A 19,573-nucleotide genomic window follows, 5' to 3' on the forward strand; every position below is an offset into this window, starting at 1 on the left:
TTGGTATGATGCCTCAACAGGAGGAAATGTGGTAACAGCATCAACAGCGTTGACCACAAGAACTTATTACGCTGTTCTAAAAGATGCCACAACAACTTGCGAAAGTAATGTAAGGTTGGCAGTAGCGGTTAGTGTTACCGATCCAGGTACACCAAATATTGGAGATACAGATCAAGATTTCTGTTTGGTAAATGCACCAACAATTGCAAGTATTAATATAAGTCCAGAAACTGGAAATATTGTTTGGTACGATGCTTTAACAGGAGGAAATGTAGTAACAGCAGCAACAGCATTAACAACAAGAACTTACTATGCAGCCTTAAAAGATGCCACAACAACTTGTGAAAGTAATGTAAGGTTGGCAGTAGCGGTTAGTGTTACAGATCCAGTTACACCAACAACAACTTCTGGAACACAGGTTTTCTGTTCAGGAAATAATCCAACAGTAGCAAATATCCAAGTTAATGAAAGTAATGTGGTTTGGTATAACGCAGCGACTGGAGGAACAATGGTTGCTTCAACAGCACTATTAGCAAATGGAGATTATTTTGCAGCATTAAAAGATGTTGTAACAGGTTGTGAGAGCAGTAATAGATTAAAAGTAACTGTAACTGTTGGTAATTCAGTAACACCTACAACTAATAATGCAGTGCAGGAGTTTTGTTCAACAACAGCACCAACCATTGCTAGTATTAACGTAAATGAAAGTAATGTATCATGGTTTAACGTTCCTTCTGGAGGAACTGCAATTTCTGCAACCACTGCATTAACTTCTGGTATATATTACGGAGAAATCACAGACGCAGTAACAGGATGTAAAAGCGCAGCTCGCTTAAAAGTTACAGTTACAGTAACAAATCCGAGTGCAACGCCAACTACAGCAGATGCAACACAAGATTTCTGTTCAACTGCTTCGCCTACAATTGCAAGTATTCAGGTTAATGAGGTTAATGTAATTTGGTATAACACCCAAACTGGAGGTACTGCTATTCCTGCTTCCACAGCTTTAGCGACAGGAACTTATTATGGAGTAATAGCAAGTAGTACAAACTGCGAGAATCCTAATAGATTAGCGGTTACAGTAACAGTAAATACGCCTGGAAGAATTACAACACCAAGAACAGCACAAGTATTCTGTTTAGCAGCGTCACCAACATTAGCTAATATTCAGGTTAATGAAGCAGATGTGGTTTGGTATTCAACACCAACAGGAGGAGTTCCGTTAACTGCAAGTACATTGTTAACTGCAACCACATATTATGCAGATGCACTTGCTAATCTTACAAATGGTTGTGGAGGAGCTTCAAGATTAGGTGTAACAGTTAGTTTTGAAAATGATGCTTTAGTTCCAATTACAACCAATGATGATACGCCATGTGTTTTTCAAGGCGTGACTTATTCAATAGCAAATGGAAAATCAAATTACGTTTGGTCTGTAACGAATGGAACTGTTATTAATGGAGGCGGAACATCAGATGATGATGTTACAATTTCATGGTCAGATATTGGACCAGGTAAAGTTCAAGTTACTTATACCAATACTTGTAATGAAACTACCACGAAGACTTTGAGTGTAACAGTAGCGACTTGTTCAGATATAACAATTACAAACACAGTCGACAATCCAACACCTAATTTTGGAGATCATGTAACCTTTACAGTGACCGTAAATAATGTAGGACAAGGTAGTTTTATAAATACCATCGTCAGCGAATTGCTGCCTAGCGGTTATGATTTGGTAAGTTCAAGTACAACAATAGGAGTTTATGACCCAAAGACACAGCTTTGGACGATTCCAACGTTGAATTCTGGTCAAAGTGCTACACTTACAATTGTTGCTGAGGTATTGCCAAGTGGAAATTATTTGAATGTGGCTACAATAGAAATTTCAACTCCATTAGATGTTGATGCTTCAAATAATTCGGCTTCAGTTTCAGTTACTCCAGTTTGTTTAACTGTTTATAATGAATTTACGCCAAATAATGATGGTGCAAATGATTTGTTCAGAATTGATTGTATCGAATCATATCCAAATAATGAGCTGAAAGTTTATAACAGATATGGAGCATTGGTATACAGTAAACAGCATTACGAAAATGATTGGAACGGAACGGCCAATGTGTCGGGAGTAATTAATAGAGGAGATATGCTGCCAACAGGTACTTATTTTTATGTGATTACCATTGGAGATGGAACGGTTAAAAAAGGATGGTTATCTATTATGAGATAAGCGTTTTGATTAATCATCTAATTAATTAAACTAAATAAGTATCGTTATGAAACTATATATAAAATCATTAGAAACGTATTTTGTAATAATATGTTCTTTAATCACATTTTGTGCAACTGCGCAGCAAGATCCAGAGTACACACAATATATGTACAACACAATGGCGGTAAATCCAGCTTATGCTGGGTCTACCGGCAGTTTAGAAGCAGCTCTTTTATATCGTTCACAATGGATTGGAATTCCTGGAGCACCAGAAACACAGTCATTTTCTCTTCAGACACCACTTCGCAACGAAAAGATTGGTTTAGGATTAAGTGTTGTAAATGATAAAATTGGCCCGTCAGATGAATTGTATCTAGATGGAAACTTCTCTTATTCGATTCCTTTAGGCTACGAACAAAGATTAGCGTTCGGATTAAAAGCAGGTATACGAATGTTAAATATAGACTGGTCAAAAGGGAGATATTATGACTCAAACGATGTTTTACTCAATCAAAACATTAACAATCAGGCAAAATTGGCTGTTGGAGCAGGAGTGTATTACTATACAGATAAATGGTATGTAGGTTTATCAGTTCCTAGTTTTATTCAAAGCACTTATTACGATGATGTTCAGGAATCTGTTGATTATGACCGTTTACATTATTATTTAATGGGAGGTTATGTTTTTGACCTAAATCCAAACTTAAAATTCAAGCCGGCATTTTTAGTAAAAGCAGTAAGCGGAGCACCGCTTACTGCTGATATTTCGGCAAATTTTATGATTGCCGAAAAATTTGTAATCGGTGCATCGTATAGAACAGATGATTCTGTAAGTATTTTAGCGGGTTTTCAAATATCTAAGAGTTTTTATTTAGGATATGCTTTTGATTACACAGTTAGCCAGCTAAATAAATATAACGATGGAACTCATGAAATCATTTTGCGTTACCAATTCAACAAAGGTCAAAGTAAAATTAAATCTCCTCGATTCTTCTAAAATTAAAAACCTATGAAAAAACTATATATCCTTGGTTTAGTATTGAGTTTGACATTTGGTTTTGCTCAAACTAATTTAAAAAAAGCCGACGCACTGTTTAGAAACTATTCTTATCTCGATGCTTCAAAAGCCTATGAGGAATGTTTACAAAACATTAAAAAGCCGTCGACACAAACGTTGAAGAACGCAGCCGATTCGTATTATTTTATATCCGATGCTCGAAATGCGCTTAAATGGTATAAAAAACTATATGAAGCTCAGGATAATAATATGACAGATGTTTATTATCTGCGATACATCCAAACAATGAAAGCAGTTATGGATTATGATGATGCTGATAGAATTACGAAAGAGTATCTGAATAAAAAAGGAGATCAAAAAGAGATTAATCGCTATGTGACTCAGAAAAAACAAATGGATAGTTTAGCGAAAACAAAATCACTGTATCAGATTAAAAACTTGGATATAAACACCAATAAGTCTGATTTTGGAGCTACTTTTTTTCAAGATAAAATCGTATTTACATCTGCAAGAGATACAACAAAATTTAGTCAAAAATTATACAACTGGAACAATCAACCCTTTCTAAATTTATATATTGCTGAAAGAAATGCGGCTGATGGAAATTTGCTTAATGCAGAATTATTTCTTCCAAATGTAATGACTAAGTATCATGAAGCTACAGCAACATTTGACAGCAGTGGAAAAACCATTTATTATTCGACAAATATTGTAAAGAAAAAGAAATTAGTAATTGACGAAAGTAAAACGAATAACTTTCAGATTATTAAAGGTTCAATAGTTAATAATAAACTAGAAAATTCTGAAAAAGTTTTCTTTGACAGCGACGATTACTCAGTAGGGCATCCTTCTTTAAGCGAAGACGGTCAATTGCTTTTCTTTGCATCAGATATGCCGGGCGGGTTTGGCGGAACAGATTTATATGTGGTAAAAATTGCGGCCGACGGCACAATGAATTCACCTAAAAATCTAGGACCAAATATTAACACTCTTGGTAATGATCTTTTTCCATTTTTTAGAAATGGAACATTATATTTTTCTTCAGATGGACATTACGGATGGGGAGATTTAGATGTTTATGAAAGTACATTATTAGACGACGGAAGTTTTTCTATACCGAGAAATCTCGGAGCTCCTATTAATAGTAATAAAGATGACTTTGCATTTATCATTGATAAAACCGAAAGCTTTGGCTACGTTTCATCAAATCGAGCAGGAGGAAAAGGAGACGACGATATTTACTCGTTTATAAAAGGAAAACCTATTTGCAATCAAAGTATATCAGGTGTTGCAATTGATAGAAAGTCTAAACTTCCTTTGACAGATGTTGTAGTAATGGCATATAATTCATTCAGCGAAGTGTTGGGAGAAACAAAAACAAATTTCGAAGGTAAATATGCTTTAACAGTTCCGTGCGGAAAAGTAATTAAAATGATTGCTGCAAAACCAAATTACAGCAGTGATGAAAAAACCGTAGAAACTACCAATGAAAACGAAGGAGAAATTAAAGATGTCAACTTCGAACTTAGCAATTATGATGATTTAGTAGTTAAAAAACAAGGAGTTGAAAAAGTAGATGTAAAACCAATTTATTTTGATTACGACAAATACGACATTACTCCTTTAGCTATTGAAGAATTGTCGAAAGTAGTTTTTATTATGAAAAAATTCCCAAATATTCGCATCAAAATTGAGTCACATACAGACTCACGAGGAAAAGATGCTTACAATATGAAACTATCAGACAACAGAGCCAAATCGACCCGTGATTATATCATTTCACAGGACATTGATCCTTCAAGAATTGAAAGCGCCATTGGTTACGGCGAAAGCAGATTAATCAATAAATGTAAAAACGGCGTAAAATGTACCGAAGAAGAGCATTTATTAAATAGACGTTCAGACTTTATTATTATCCAAAAATAGCGTTATATTTGCGATCTAATTACTTGGTAATAAGCATTTAAAATATAAAACGTAGAAACCATTTGGAAGTTGGTTTTGTTTAATTCTTTTTTAAGAATAATGGACAAGAAGAAAATCAGGCTGCATGATTTTGCAGCTTGATTTTTGATTTTAAAAACTTTCAATTCTTATGCTTTTTGAACAAAAAATAATCCTAATTTTGATATTCAATTATTCTCGATCAAAATCAGCATCATTTTATTATTTATGAGTATCCAAGAAAACATTCAATCTTTAAGAAACGAACTAAATCAGCACAATTACAACTATTATGTGCTGGATAATGCCACAATTTCAGATTATGATTTTGATCGTAAATTAAAAGAATTACAAGATTTAGAAAGTAAATATCCTGAATATTTTGATGAAAACTCGCCTACACAACGTGTTGGGGGAACCATAACAAAGAATTTTAAAACCATTGCGCATCAGTACAGAATGTACTCGCTTGATAATTCCTATTCAAAAGAAGATTTAATTGATTGGGAAAACCGTATTCAACGTGTTTTGGGCAATGTAGATTTACAATATACTTGTGAATTAAAATACGACGGAGCTTCAATCAGTATAACTTATGAAAACGGAAAATTAGTTCAAGCTTTAACCCGTGGAGATGGTTTTCAAGGAGATGAGGTAACCAATAATATTAAAACAATCAAGTCAGTTCCTTTGCAGTTAAAAGGAAATTATCCTGAAAAATTTGATATTCGTGGAGAAATCATTCTCCCGTTTGCAGGTTTCGAAAAAATGAATCAAGAATTAATAGAGATTGGCGAAACACCGTATTCAAACCCAAGAAATACAGCTTCAGGAAGTTTAAAATTGCAAGACAGTGCCGAAGTTGCAAAACGTCCGTTAGAATGTTTGTTGTATTTTGTAACAGGAAATGATCTTCCGTTTACAACCCAATATGAAGGATTAGAAGCCGCAAGAAATTGGGGATTTAAAGTACCAAAAGAAGCCAAATTAGTCAATAACATGCAAGAAGTGTTTGAATTTATTGATTATTGGGATGTACACCGTCATGAATTACCTTATGAAACAGATGGTGTAGTAATAAAAGTAAACAGTATTCATTCGCAGGAAGAGTTAGGATATACTGCTAAATCACCGCGTTGGGCAATAGCATACAAATTCAAATCAGAACAAGTTTCAACAAAATTAAAATCAATATCTTATCAAGTGGGGCGTACCGGTGCTATCACACCAGTTGCAAATTTAGAACCTGTGCAATTAGCAGGAACCATCGTAAAAAGAGCCTCGTTGCATAATGCAGATCAGATTGAGAAACTTGATATTAGAATAAACGATACCGTTTTTGTTGAAAAAGGAGGCGAAATTATCCCTAAAATTATAGCAGTAGATTTAGATAAACGCCCAGAAAATTCAGAAAAAACAAACTATATTACACATTGCCCTGAATGTCAAACTGAGTTGGTAAGAAACGAAGGCGAAGCCAATCATTACTGCCCTAATTTTTATGGCTGTCCGCCGCAGATTATTGGACGTATTCAGCACTTTATATCAAGAAAAGCAATGGATATTGAAGGATTGGGAGGCGAAACGGTTGCCCTGCTATTCAATAATGGTTTAGTACATAATTACGCAGACCTTTATGAATTGAAAGTAGAAGATATTCTTCCATTAGAAAGAATGGCGCAAAAATCTGCTGAAAATTTGGTTAAAGGAGTTCAAAAATCAAAAGAAATTCCATTTGAGAGTGTTTTATTTGCTCTGGGAATTCGTTTTGTCGGGGAAACCGTTGCAAAAAAACTAGCCAAACATTATAAAAACATTGAAGCACTTAGCCAAGCCTCGCTAATGGATCTAATTTTAGTAGATGAAATAGGAGAAAGAATTGCTAAAAGTGTTATAGAGTTTTTTGAGAATGAAGAAAACAAACGCATCATTGAACGTTTAAAAAGTTATGGAGTTCAATTTGAAATAATTGAGAAAATCAACCCAAATGCTACTGAGAAATTTATAGGAAAAACTTTTGTTGTTTCTGGAGTCTTTACCACATTTTCTAGAGATGAGTTAAAGAAAACAATAGAAGATAACGGCGGGAAAGTAGGAAGTTCTATTTCTGCAAAAACCGATTTTGTAGTAGCAGGAGATAATATGGGACCAGCTAAATTAGAAAAAGCAAACAAGCTGAATATTCCAATATTATCAGAGGAAGATTTTATAAACAAATTGAATGAAAGCGAATAAACCATCGTTGATTTTATTTTTTTCAGCACTGCTGTTTACAGTCATTTTTGATTGGACAGGGCAGGATTTTTTAGCAATCTATGCTAAAGCAATCGTGCTTCCTGCAATTTTTATTTATTTTTTGATAAGCAACGATTTCAAGATTAGAAAAACCGAAGGATTTATTTTTCTATTTTGTTTTATAGGACAAGTTTTCGATCTTATGGACATCGAAATTTCTGAAATAGGAGGAGTGATAAGTTTCTTGATTGTATACCTGTTAATCATGAAACTTTTCATTTTCGAGCACGAAAAAATAATACTGAAAAAAAAGGACATTCTGCCAATATCTATCGTAGTAATATTTATTGTATATCTTTTAATTTCAGTCCTGAGTCTGCAATTTGATAAAATGAAAAGATTTAATGCAGTCTATACCATTTACGGTATAGTACTTAGTTTAGTAAGTTATTTTTCATTTGTAAGTTACATAACAAAAGGAACATTTTTGGCGCTGTTAATGTCCCTCATGGCAATAAGTTACATTTTTTCAGATATATTCTATATTTTCAATGAATACTTTTCCTATTCAATTGTATTAGTTCTAATTCGAGATGTAACACAAATCCTGGCTTACTATTTTATGGTCGAATATTTCCTTGAAAAAGAAAAAAATAATAGAAAAGCATTATACAACAATTGATCTAGCTTGATTACTGTGTGCTTTGTCTTTATCAAAGTAAAAATCAATTCGACCTAAATTTATTCCGTAGCAGCCAACTTGATTTACCAATACATTTTCTCCCGCCTTGTTTTTAACAACAGTAGGTTTGTCAAGAAAAGTATGCGTATGACCGCCAATTATTAAATCAATATCCTGAGTAAGTTCAGCTAATTTTAAATCGCAAATTTTAGCAGAATCATCTCTATACTTATACCCTAAATGAGAAAGACATACAACTAAATCACATTTTTCTTCTTTCTTCAACAATTGAGTCATATCCTGAGCAATTTCAACAGGATCATTATAAACAGTTTCTTTATAAAGTTGTTTATCAATTAAACCCGCCATTTCAATACCAAGACCAAAAACACCAACCTTAATACCATTTTTATTAAAAATCTTATAAGGTTTTACAAGCCCGTTCATGACCGTATTTTTAAAATCATAATTAGAACAAATAAAATCAAAAGAAGCATGAGGCATTTGCGCATACAAACCATCCAAACCATTATCAAAATCATGGTTTCCTATAGTCGATGCATCATATTTCATCATACTCATCAGCTTAAATTCAAGTTCGCCACCATAATAATTAAAATAAGGAGTTCCTTGAAAAATATCGCCCGCATCTAATAAAAGAACATTTGGGTTTTCCTGACGAATAGATTCAATAAGTGCCGCCCTGCGAGATACACCGCCTTTGTTTGGATTACGAGGATCATCAGCTGGAAAAGGATCTATATGACTATGAACATCGTTCGTATGAAGAATCGTTAAATGTTTAACATCGTTATTTCCAAAACTGCTTAATGATAACCCTAAGCTTAATAAAGCAGTACTTGCAGCGGTTTTTTCGATAAATTCTCTTCTTTTCATTGTATATATATTTTTGCGGGAACGCTCGTGTTTTTATTTTTCAGTAATTCTATTTTTTGACCGCTAATTTCACGAATTAATACAAATTGTTTTTTTAGCACTTTAAAATTCGTGCGAATTTGTGTAATTCGTAGCGAACTTTTTTACTCTTCAGTAATTCTAATGTTTTTAGGTACCGGAATAGTGTCAACTTGTTTGAAATAATCAATAAGTACATTTCGAAGCTTATAATTCAAATCAAATTTTTGAACATTTTTCTGGAAAAAAATCATACTGTCTCCGCCATTAGCCAAATAATCATTAGTAGCAACATAATAAACTTTGTCGAGATCAAGAGGTTTGCCTTGAATAAGTATGTTTTTAGCCGTTTGGTCCTTTGCAATCGTAAACGTCATTCCAGATAACGGATGAGGTTTTTTCTCCTTAATAATATAAGCGGTCATTTCTAAAATCTGTTGTCCTTTTAAAGCCAGAACAACAAGATTATTTTCAAAAGGCATAATTTCAAAAGCCGATCTCGTAGTAACATCACCCTTTGGCAAAATAGCGCGAATACCGCCATGATTTAAAAAGCATAAATCAATATCTTTTTTTTCACGAGCCTTAAAAACAAGATTTCCTCTCTGTAAACAAACATCAGCCATTAAGCAGCCTATGCTCGTTTGCCATTTGCCAGTACTTTTGTCAAGAGTTTCAGGGCAATAAGCTAGAATACTGTCTAAGTCTTTATTTATATGATCGCGATAAGGCTTTATAAAAGACTCAATTTCTGGTGTTTGTCCACTTTTTTCGGTAACTGGAATTTGTTTTCCTTCTATTTTTGTTAGATTGTATTTTTTAGTACTGCAGGAAAATATTGAAAATAGTGTTAAGAATATAACAAAAAGTTTTAAAAATCGGTTATACTTTTTTAGTTTTACCATTTTAAATGCGGCTTAAATAATTAATTTTGTAATTTGGTAAAAGTACTATGTTTTTAAATTATATAAAGGAATTTTTTGTAAAAAAATCATTAAAAAATAACTTGAATAATCTCAAAAACGAAGTCTTTACAAGCAATGTGCAAACAATTGGTTTATTGGTTGATGAAAGTAAATTTCAGTATTCTAAAGAGTTAGTAAAAGAATTAACCCTTTATGGAATTGCTGTTGAAAACATAAAAATTGTTGCTTACAGAGATAAATTTAAGATAAAAGAAACTTATTCATGCCCTACTTTTGGTAAAAATCATATCAGTTGGAAAGGTGAGATTACAGAAAAATTTTTAAATGAATTTATCGAAACAGAATTTGATCTTTTGATTAGTTATTACGAAATCGAAAAAGCAATTTTGATGATGATTACCAATAGCTCAAAAGCTAAATTTAAAGTAGGATTTGCTTCAGTAGACAATAGATTAAACCGCTGGATGATTAAAACCGAAATAGAGAATTATAAACTTTTCATTAAGGAATTGTTTAAGTATTTAAAAAGTATAAAATAAATTATAAATTAATATGCAATCATTAATAGGAACTGGTGTTGCACTTGTAACCCCATTTAAAAAAGACTTTTCAATTGATATCGAAGCCTTGCAGCGTATCGTTAATTTTTCGATAGATGGAGGGGTTGAATATCTTGTGGTTATGGGAACAACAGCAGAAAATGCTACCTTAACACAAGAAGAGAAAGAGTTAGTTATAAACACCGTTATTGATGTTAATAAAGGAAGACTGCCTCTAGTTCTTGGAGTAGGAGGAAACAATACTCTGCAGATTGTAGAAGAATTAAAAACAAGAGATTTTTCAGCTTTTGAAGCTATACTTTCTGTTTCACCATATTATAATAAGCCAACTCAAGAAGGGATTTACCAGCATTTTAAAGCAATTGCCGAAGCATCTCCAATACCGGTAATTTTGTATAACGTGCCAGGTAGAACAGCAAGTAATATGCTGCCGTCTACTGTAATTCGTTTAGCAAATGATTTTAGTAATGTAGTTGCTATAAAAGAAGCTGCCGGAGATATGGCTCAAGCGATGCAGATTATCAAAGATGCACCAAAAGATTTCTTGGTAATTTCAGGAGATGATATGATTGCTTTACCGATTGTTTTAGCAGGAGGAGCAGGTGTAATTTCAGTAATTGGACAAGGTTTTCCTAAAGAATTTTCAGAAATGATTCGTTTAGGATTGAATAAAAAAGTAAGTGAAGCGTTTAAAACACAATATTTATTATCAGATTGTATCGATATGATTTTTGAGCAGGGAAATCCAGCAGGAATTAAACAAATCTTTCAAGCTCTTGGTATTGCTGATAATACAGTGCGTTTACCCCTTGTAACGGTTGATGATTCATTAGCTCAAAGATTAAATGATTTTGTAAAAGCGAGTATTTAGTAACTCTAAGATTATCGGTATTTTATTATACGAAAAAAATATTTTGCATTCGCTAAATTAATAACTAAATTTGCCACCGAAACTTCGGTGTGATTTTGCTTTGGCATAACGTCTAAGGAATCATAATAAAAGTAAGAAAATGAAAAAACTAGTATCTCTATTAATTATTGTTGCCCTTTTTTGTTCTTGTAGTGAATACCAAAAAGTGTTAAAAAATGAAGACGTCGCAGCAAAATTTGAAATGGCGACAAAAATGTATGATGCTGGAAAATATTCAAAAGCAATTCGTCTTTTTGAGCAATTAGCGCCTACATATAGAGGTAAACCTCAAGCAGAAAAGCTTTTTTATATGTTTTCACAGTCTTACTATAAAACAAAACAATATTATTTAGCTGGATATCAATTCGAAAGTTTTGTATCAGGTTATCCACGAAGTGAAAAAGTACAAGAAGCAGCTTTCTTAGGTGCTTTCAGTTACTCAAAATTAGCGCCGGTTTACAGTTTAGATCAAGCAGATACAGTAAAAGCATTAGAAAAATTACAAGCCTTTATTGATAATTATCCAAACTCAGAATATCTTGCTCAAGCAAATGAAGCTGTGAAAATATTAAATGGAAAGTTAGAGAAAAAAGCATACGAGAATGCTAAAGGATATAATACAATTTCAGATTACAAATCAGCACTAGTTGCATTTGATAATTTTATTGCAGATTTCCCGGGAACACCATTTAAAGAAGATGCTTTGTTTTACAAATACGATTCAGCATATCAATTAGCAATTAATAGTATTCCATCAAAAATGGAAGAACGTTTAAACGTTGCAAAAGTGGCTTACAATAACTTGATAAAGTTTAAAAGCGATACAAAGTATAAAGAAAAGGCAGAAGAAATGAATGCCAGAGTTGAAACAGATTTACAAAAATTTACTAAATAAATAAAGTCATGGATTTAAAAAAGACGAATGCTCCTGTTAACACAATAACTTACAATAAAACAGTTATTGAAGAGCCAACAGGAAATGTGTATGAAGCAATTACCATTATGGCTAAAAGAGCAAATCAAATTAATTCTGAAATTAAAAAAGAATTAACTGAGAAATTAGAAGAGTTTGCTACTTACAATGACAGTCTTGAAGAAGTTTTTGAAAATAAAGAGCAAATTGAAGTTTCTAAATTTTACGAAAAATTGCCAAAACCACACGCTCTAGCTGTTCAAGAATGGTTAGATGGTAAAACTTACCATAGAAGTTCAAATAAATAATATAGTATAATGTCAGTTTTAAACGGGAAGAAAATTTTACTAGGAGTTTCTGGTGGAATTGCAGCGTATAAAACAGCCTCATTAGTACGACTTTTTATAAAAGCAGGTGCACATGTCCAAGTGATAATGACACCTGCTTCTAAGGATTTTGTAACCCCGCTTACATTATCTACCTTATCAAAAAATCCTGTACATTCTAATTTCTTTAATCAGGACAATGAAGATGCTGTATGGAACAATCATGTAGAATTAGCGCTTTGGGCTGATTTAATGTTGATAGCGCCAGCAACTGCTAATACATTGTCGAAAATGGCAAATGGAAATTGCGATAATCTTTTAATCGCAGCCTATTTGTCGGCTAAATGTCCTGTTTATTTTGCTCCGGCAATGGATTTAGATATGTATAAACACCCATCAACATTGTCTAGTTTTGCTTCTTTAAAACAGTTTGGAAACATTATGATTCCTGCTGAAAATGGTGAGCTTGCAAGTGGTTTGTCTGGTGAAGGACGTATGGCTGAACCAGAAAATATTATCGCTTTTTTAGAGGCTGATTTAGAGAGTAAATTGCCTTTGAGAGGAAAAAAAATACTAGTTACCGCTGGACCAACATACGAAGCGATAGATCCTGTACGTTTTATAGGAAATCATTCCTCAGGAAAAATGGGGTTTGATATTGCAAATGAAGCTTCAAAACTTGGAGCCGAAGTTGTTTTAGTTGCAGGGCCGACACATTTAAAAGTTAAAAACCAGTCTATTGAAGTTGTAAACGTTACGTCTGCTCAAGATATGTATGATGCCTGTCATTTGCATTTTAAAAACGCTGATGTAGTAATTGCAGCAGCGGCTGTTGCAGATTACAGACCAAAGGAAGTTGCTTTACAGAAAATCAAGAAGAATTCAAACGAATTTTCGATTGAGCTGGAAAAAACAAAAGATATTTTGTCATCTTTGGGAGCGGCTAAGCAAAAACAGTTTTTAATAGGCTTTGCTTTAGAAACTGAAAATGAAATTGAAAATGCTAAGCTGAAAATTCAGAAAAAAAACTTAGATTTGATTGTTTTAAATTCCTTACAAGATGAAGGAGCTGGATTTAAAAAAGAAACCAATAAAGTTACTTTTATTGATAAAAATTTTAAGATCGAGCCAATGGAATTAAAATCTAAGGAATTTGTAGCAATCGATATTTTAAAGAAAGTAGTTTCGTTTTTCTCTAAATAGTTAGGATTTAATACAGCATCTTAAAGTAAGTTTGAGATTGCTGTTTATAGCAGTTAATATTTTTTATATGAATAAAATAGTTACTCTTTTAGCGTTTTTGATTTTTGGCTTCGCACAAGCACAACAACTAAACTGTACAGTAACTATTAATACTGAAAGACTGCCAAATCCTAATCAGCAGGTTTTTAAAACACTTCAAACGGCTTTATCTGAATTTGTAAACAAAACAGATTGGACAGGTTCTGTTTTAAAACAGAATGAGCGAATTAACTGTTCAATGTATATTACACTTTCATCTAACAGCTCAGATCAATTTACTGGAACAATACAAGTACAGTCTTCTCGATTGATTTTTAATTCAACCTATTCTTCGCCAGTTCTGAATTATAATGATAAAGATTTCAACTTTAAATACACAGAATACGAACCTTTATTGTTTAATCCATCTGTTTATGAATCTAACTTAGTTTCAGTAATATCATTTTACAGTTATTTAATTTTAGGAATGGATGCAGATACGTTTCAAATGGGAGCAGGAAATCAATATCTTGAAACCGCTCAAAATATTGCAAACGTTGCGCAGCAAGGAGGATTTAAAGGATGGAATCAGTCTGATGGACTTCAAAACCGTTATTATTTAATTAATGATATGGTTTCTCCGATGTTTAGTGATTTGCGTCAGGTAACTTATGCATATCACACGGGTTTAGATGGAATGAGTCTTGATTTGAAAACTTCAAAAGAGAAAGTAAAAAATGCAATTTTAATTATTGGAAGGTTAAATACAGTTAAGCCAAATGCTTTTTTAACTAGAATATTTTTTGATGCAAAATCAGATGAAATTGTTTCTATTTTTTCTGGAGGTCCAAGTATTCCAATTTCTGATTTAACAGATGTTTTAAATAAAGTTTCGCCATTAAATTCTTCAAAATGGTCTCAAATAAAGTTTTAATAGCTTTATTTCTTATTTTTTCATTAGCTTAAATATTTATAAATTTCCCCTATGATAACTTCACTGTCAATTAAAAATTATGCCCTTATTGAAAAGCTTTCGATTGATTTTTCAAAAGGATTTTCTATAATTACAGGAGAAACAGGAGCTGGTAAGTCTATAATATTAGGTGCAATTGGTTTGGTTTTAGGGAAAAGAGCAGATCTTACGTCGTTAAAAAATAAAGAAGAAAAATGTGTCATAGAGGCTCAGTTTGAAATTTCAAAATACAATCTAAAAGAGTTTTTTGAGACAAACGATTTAGATTACGAAGATGAAACCATAATTCGTCGTGAAATTTTACCTTCTGGAAAATCTCGCGCCTTTATAAATGACAGTCCTGTGAACCTGCAGGAACTGCAAGATTTGAGTTTATTTTTAATAGATATTCATTCGCAGCAGCAAACTCAGGAATTATCAGAGGAAAGTGTTCAATTTAAAATTATTGATGCAATTGCGAATAACGGAGATACAATTTCAACATATCAAAATTTATTAAAAGTTTATAAATCAGACAAATCAAAACTTAATGCCTTGCTTAAAAAACAAAGCGATTCAGGAAAAGAGCAGGAGTATAATACTTTTTTGCTGAATGAATTGGTTTCGGCTAAATTAAAATCTGGTGAACAGGCAGAATTAGAATCTGATTTTGAAAAACTTAATAATGTTGAAATTATTAAAGAATCAATTGATAAATCACTTGTAATTGCAAACGAAGAGCAATTTGGAGTTTTTCATAATTTGAATGAAATTAAAACAGCACTTCAAAAAATAGCACCTTTTTCGACCGAATATCAAAATTTGTTTGAAAGAATAACAAGTTTATCTATCGAATTTGATGATATTTCTAAAGAGTTACAAAATGCCGTTGAAAAATTAGTAAACGATCCAGAGCAATTAGAAGCAATAAGTCAAAAATTGCAGTTAATTTTTAATTTACAGAAAAAGCACCACGTGGCTTCTGTAGAAGAATTACTTCAAATTCAGGCAGATTTAGGAAAGACATTGCTTGAATTGGATAATATTGAAGAAGAAATAGAATCTCTTTCAAAAGCAATAGAACAAAAAGCAGCCGAATTGAATGAACTTGCGGCTGTAATTCATAAAAATAGAATTGATGCAATTCCAGTCTTATCCAGTCAGTTAATAACTATTTTAGATACATTAGGGATGCCTAATGTTCGCTTTAAAATTGAATTGATTCCATCAGAAACTTATTTTCAGAATGGAAAAGATGAATTGCAGTTTTTGTTTGCAGCCAATAAAGGAACTGATTTCGGATTGCTGAAAAAAGTAGCATCAGGAGGAGAGATGTCTCGTATTATGCTTGCTGTGAAAGCAATATTAGCACAATATTCAAAATTGCCGACTTTAATTTTTGATGAAATTGATACAGGGGTTTCTGGGGAAATAGCTATTAGAATGGGTGAGATTATGAAAGAAATGAGTTTAAAAATGCAAATTTTTGCCATTACGCATTTACCTCAAATTGCTGCAAAAGGCGATTCGCACTTTAAAGTTTTTAAATCAATAATTGATGATGCAACGCAGTCAGAATTAAAGCTTTTGTCTCAGGACGAAAGAGTTATAGAGATTGCGCAGATGTTATCTGGAGCAGTGGTTTCAGATTCAGCTTTAAATCATGCTAAAGCCTTGTTGAACTAAAGAAATAATTTATATTTGCCATCTAAAAACGTATTAAACAAACGAAATCAGTTTATCATTTGTGATTTTAATGAGAAGCTTATTTACGAATAAATAAAAAAAGTATGATTATAGAGCCTAGAATGAGAGGATTTATTTGTTTGACAGCCCACCCAAAGGGAGCCGAACAAAATGTTAAAAATCAAATAGAATATATCAAATCAAAAGGCGCAATCGCTGGTGCAAAAAAAGTACTGGTTATTGGTGCTTCAACAGGTTTTGGATTAGCTTCAAGAATTACAAGTGCTTTTGGATCTGATGCTGCGACAATTGGAGTGTTTTTTGAAAAACCACCGGTTGAAGGAAAAACAGCTTCTCCAGGTTGGTATAATTCTGCTGCATTTGAAACAGAAGCTCATAAAGCAGGTTTATATGCAAAAAGTATCAACGGAGATGCTTTTTCAAACGAAATAAAAAGAGAAACATTAGATTTAATTAAAGCTGATTTAGGACAAGTAGATCTTGTAATTTACAGTTTAGCTTCACCAGTGCGTACAAATCCTAATACAGGAGTTTTGCACCGTTCAGTTCTTAAGCCTATCGGACAAACTTTTACAAATAAAACAGTTGATTTTCATACAGGAAATGTAACCGAAGTTTCAATCGCTCCTGCAAACGAGGAAGATATTGAAAATACAGTTGCAGTTATGGGTGGTGAAGACTGGGCTATGTGGATGGATGCTTTAAAAAATGAAAATTTATTGGCAGACGGCGCTACAACAATCGCTTATTCTTATATTGGGCCTGAACTTACAGAAGCTGTTTATCGTAAAGGTACAATTGGTCGTGCAAAAGACCATTTAGAAGCGACTGCATTTACAATTACAGACAGTTTAAAATCTATAGGAGGAAAAGCTTATGTTTCTGTAAACAAAGCATTAGTTACACAAGCAAGTTCTGCAATTCCAGTTATTCCGTTGTATATTTCTCTTTTGTATAAAATTATGAAAGAAGAAGGTATTCATGAAGGTTGTATCGAGCAGATTCAACGTTTATTTCAAGATAGATTATATTCTGGTTCTGAAGTTCCAACAGATGAAAAAGGAAGAATTAGAATTGACGATTGGGAAATGCGTGAAGATGTTCAGGCAAAAGTTGCTGAACTTTGGAAAGAAGCTACGACAGAAACATTACCAGCTATTGGAGACTTAGCAGGTTATAGAAATGATTTCTTAAATTTATTTGGATTTGAATTTGCTGGAGTTGACTACAAAGCTGAAGCAAATGAGATAGTTAATATTGAAAGTATCAAATAAATAAAAATTAACATAAGTAAAAAACCATCAACCAAAAGTTGATGGTTTTTTTGTTAATATAGCCTATCTTTGTTAAAATTTTTAAAGTTTAAAATATACAATTTAATACCGCATTCCCATTATGATTTTTTCTTTAGTTATACCTGTGTATAATCGTCCAGATGAAGTAGATGAGCTTTTAGAAAGTCTTTCAAAATCTGATTATAATGAAGCTTTTGAGATTGTCCTTGTTGAAGACGGGTCGACAATTCCTTGTAAAGATGTTGTAATGACTTATCAAGGAAAATTAAATATTTCATACTATTTTAAAGAAAATTCCGGGCCGGGTGATTCTAGAAATTTTGGAATGCAAAAGGCTAGAGGAGATTATTTTATCATATTTGATTCAGATTGTATTATTCCTCCAAATTACCTAAACGAAGTTCGTAAAGCTTTAAATGAGGATTATGTAGATTGTTTTGGCGGTCCAGATAAAGCATTAGACAGTTTTTCAGACATACAAAAAGCGATCAATTTTGCTATGACATCTTTCCTGACAACAGGCGGAATTCGTGGCGGTTCTGAAAAAATTAATAAGTTTCAGCCTCGAAGTTTTAATATGGGAATTTCGAAAAAAGCATTCGAAGCGTCAAAAGGTTTTGGTAATATACATCCGGGAGAAGATCCAGATTTATCCATTCGTTTATGGAACTTAGGATTTGAAACCAGATTATTTCCTGACGCTTATGTATATCATAAACGCAGGATCGATTGGGAGAAATTCTCGATACAAGTTAATAAATTCGGAAAAGCCCGTCCAATATTAAATAGCTGGTATCCAGAGCATAAAAAGTTGACTTTCTGGTTTCCTACCTTATTTATATTAGGTCTATTATTAGCTTTTTTACTATTAATATTCAATATTGATATTTTATTACAATTATATTTTGTATATTTCGTTATAATTTTTCTTACAGCAACTATTCAGAATAAAAGCATTAAAATTGGGTATCTATCTGTAATTGCAGTTTGGAAACAGTTTTATGGTTACGGAAGAGGTTTTTTAGAGTCTTTCATAAAAGTTGGTTTATTAAAGAGAAAACCACAAGAAGCTTTTCCTCGTATGTTTTTTAAAGTATAATTCATGGTTAAAGTCATTGGTTTAACAGGCGGAATTGGAAGCGGTAAAACTACAATTGCCAATTTTTTTAAAGAAAAAGGTGTGCCGGTTTATATAGCCGATGATGAAGCCAAAAAAGTAATGCAGTCGATTGAAATTATCGATCAAATAAAAAGTGTTTTTGGCGAAACTCTTTTTGAAAACAATATTTTAAATAGAGCAAAACTTGCTGAAATCGTATTTAATAATGCAGATAAGCTCGCTCAGCTAAATGCTATTGTGCATCCAGCTGTAAAAAAGGATTTTGAAAATTGGCTCCAGCAGCATAAAAACGATCAATATGTGGTTTATGAAGCTGCTATTTTATTTGAAAGCGGAAGATATAAAGAGTGTGATTATATTGTTACTGTAACAGCTCCAATAGAAGTACGTATTGAAAGAGTAATAAAGCGCGACAATACTACCAGAGAACAGGTTTTAAGCCGAATGGAAATGCAGTGGAATGATGAAAAACGAATTTCTTTGAGCAATTTTGTTATTAATAACAGTAATCTTAAAATTGCTAACGAAGAAGTTGTTAAAATTCTTAAAATTTTAAATATAAAACAAAATCAGTCTTAAATGTTAATATTTGGTTAATGTATTATTTAGTATATTGTTAAAATATTAATTTTGTTTC

At 32.5% G+C, this 19,573-nt stretch carries 17 protein-coding genes; 15 read left to right on the plus strand and 2 right to left on the minus strand.

Translation table 11 applies throughout. From position 1 onward, the window contains the following. The 5 genes from ACHRVL_RS22490 to ACHRVL_RS22510 all read left to right on the plus strand — a co-directional run. Window positions 1–2,230, plus strand: a 2,230-nt coding sequence (locus tag ACHRVL_RS22490) for a gliding motility-associated C-terminal domain-containing protein (RefSeq protein ID WP_395415511.1), incomplete at its 5' end; no start/stop codon positions are given. 46 nt (window positions 2,231–2,276) lie between these two features. Further along, a complete protein-coding gene (locus ACHRVL_RS22495) occupies window positions 2,277–3,209 on the plus strand; it encodes a type IX secretion system membrane protein PorP/SprF (RefSeq protein ID WP_395415512.1) in 933 nt (310 codons plus the stop codon). A 12-nt stretch (window positions 3,210–3,221) separates the two neighbouring features. Continuing rightward, on the plus strand, window positions 3,222–5,156 hold the full coding sequence (locus ACHRVL_RS22500; RefSeq protein ID WP_395415514.1) for an OmpA family protein: 1,935 nt from the start codon (window positions 3,222–3,224) through the stop codon (window positions 5,154–5,156). A gap of 246 nt (window positions 5,157–5,402) precedes the next feature. Then, a complete protein-coding gene (ligA, locus tag ACHRVL_RS22505; protein WP_395415516.1) occupies window positions 5,403–7,409 on the plus strand; it encodes an NAD-dependent DNA ligase LigA in 2,007 nt (668 codons plus the stop codon). Beyond that, window positions 7,396–8,091: a hypothetical protein gene (locus ACHRVL_RS22510; protein ID WP_395415518.1), complete on the plus strand. Its 696-nt coding sequence runs from the start codon at window positions 7,396–7,398 to the stop codon at window positions 8,089–8,091. The genes ligA and ACHRVL_RS22510 overlap by 14 nt, the downstream gene beginning before the upstream one ends. Here the strand turns inward: ACHRVL_RS22510 and ACHRVL_RS22515 are convergent. Beyond that, window positions 8,077–8,988: a bifunctional metallophosphatase/5'-nucleotidase gene (locus ACHRVL_RS22515; protein ID WP_395415519.1), complete on the minus strand. Its 912-nt coding sequence runs from the start codon at window positions 8,986–8,988 to the stop codon at window positions 8,077–8,079. The genes ACHRVL_RS22510 and ACHRVL_RS22515 overlap by 15 nt on opposite strands. Before the next feature lie 143 nt (window positions 8,989–9,131). Further along, on the minus strand, window positions 9,132–9,911 hold the full coding sequence (locus ACHRVL_RS22520) for a 5'-nucleotidase C-terminal domain-containing protein (protein ID WP_395415520.1): 780 nt from the start codon (window positions 9,909–9,911) through the stop codon (window positions 9,132–9,134). A gap of 47 nt (window positions 9,912–9,958) precedes the next feature. Here ACHRVL_RS22520 and ACHRVL_RS22525 point away from each other — a divergent pair, with 47 nt between their 5' ends. The 10 genes from ACHRVL_RS22525 (at window position 9,959) to coaE (ending at window position 19,515) form a co-directional block, all read left to right on the plus strand. Further along, window positions 9,959–10,471: a DUF6913 domain-containing protein gene (locus ACHRVL_RS22525; protein WP_395415521.1), complete on the plus strand. Its 513-nt coding sequence runs from the start codon at window positions 9,959–9,961 to the stop codon at window positions 10,469–10,471. 13 nt (window positions 10,472–10,484) lie between these two features. Next, a complete protein-coding gene (gene dapA / locus ACHRVL_RS22530) occupies window positions 10,485–11,363 on the plus strand; it encodes a 4-hydroxy-tetrahydrodipicolinate synthase (protein ID WP_395415522.1) in 879 nt (292 codons plus the stop codon). A gap of 139 nt (window positions 11,364–11,502) precedes the next feature. Beyond that, complete coding sequence (locus ACHRVL_RS22535; RefSeq protein WP_089055954.1) at window positions 11,503–12,297, plus strand: outer membrane protein assembly factor BamD; 795 nt, start codon at window positions 11,503–11,505, stop codon at window positions 12,295–12,297. A gap of 8 nt (window positions 12,298–12,305) precedes the next feature. After that, entirely contained in the window at window positions 12,306–12,623 is a 318-nt protein-coding gene (locus tag ACHRVL_RS22540; RefSeq protein WP_008463064.1) for a DNA-directed RNA polymerase subunit omega, read from the plus strand. Between the two features lie 9 nt (window positions 12,624–12,632). Continuing rightward, on the plus strand, window positions 12,633–13,844 hold the full coding sequence (coaBC, locus tag ACHRVL_RS22545) for a bifunctional phosphopantothenoylcysteine decarboxylase/phosphopantothenate--cysteine ligase CoaBC (RefSeq protein WP_395415523.1): 1,212 nt from the start codon (window positions 12,633–12,635) through the stop codon (window positions 13,842–13,844). Between the two features lie 67 nt (window positions 13,845–13,911). Continuing rightward, window positions 13,912–14,796: a DUF4835 family protein gene (locus ACHRVL_RS22550; RefSeq protein ID WP_395415524.1), complete on the plus strand. Its 885-nt coding sequence runs from the start codon at window positions 13,912–13,914 to the stop codon at window positions 14,794–14,796. A gap of 51 nt (window positions 14,797–14,847) precedes the next feature. Beyond that, on the plus strand, window positions 14,848–16,500 hold the full coding sequence (gene recN, locus ACHRVL_RS22555; protein ID WP_395415525.1) for a DNA repair protein RecN: 1,653 nt from the start codon (window positions 14,848–14,850) through the stop codon (window positions 16,498–16,500). Between the two features lie 104 nt (window positions 16,501–16,604). Then, the gene (gene fabV / locus ACHRVL_RS22560; RefSeq protein ID WP_089055958.1) at window positions 16,605–17,795 is read left to right on the plus strand and encodes an enoyl-ACP reductase FabV; all 1,191 of its coding nucleotides are present in this window, start codon (window positions 16,605–16,607) and stop codon (window positions 17,793–17,795) included. A gap of 121 nt (window positions 17,796–17,916) precedes the next feature. Then, window positions 17,917–18,915 (plus strand): glycosyltransferase, encoded by a 999-nt coding sequence (locus ACHRVL_RS22565; protein ID WP_395415526.1) that lies wholly within the window; start codon window positions 17,917–17,919, stop codon window positions 18,913–18,915. 3 nt (window positions 18,916–18,918) lie between these two features. Then, window positions 18,919–19,515 carry a dephospho-CoA kinase gene (coaE, locus tag ACHRVL_RS22570; RefSeq protein WP_395415527.1) on the plus strand — a complete coding sequence of 199 codons (597 nt, stop codon included), beginning with the start codon at window positions 18,919–18,921 and terminating at the stop codon, window positions 19,513–19,515. The last annotated feature ends 58 nt before the right edge of the window (window positions 19,516–19,573 follow it).

The sequence above is a fragment of the Flavobacterium sp. FlaQc-28 genome (assembly GCF_044007415.1).
GTDB lineage: Bacteria > Bacteroidota > Bacteroidia > Flavobacteriales > Flavobacteriaceae > Flavobacterium.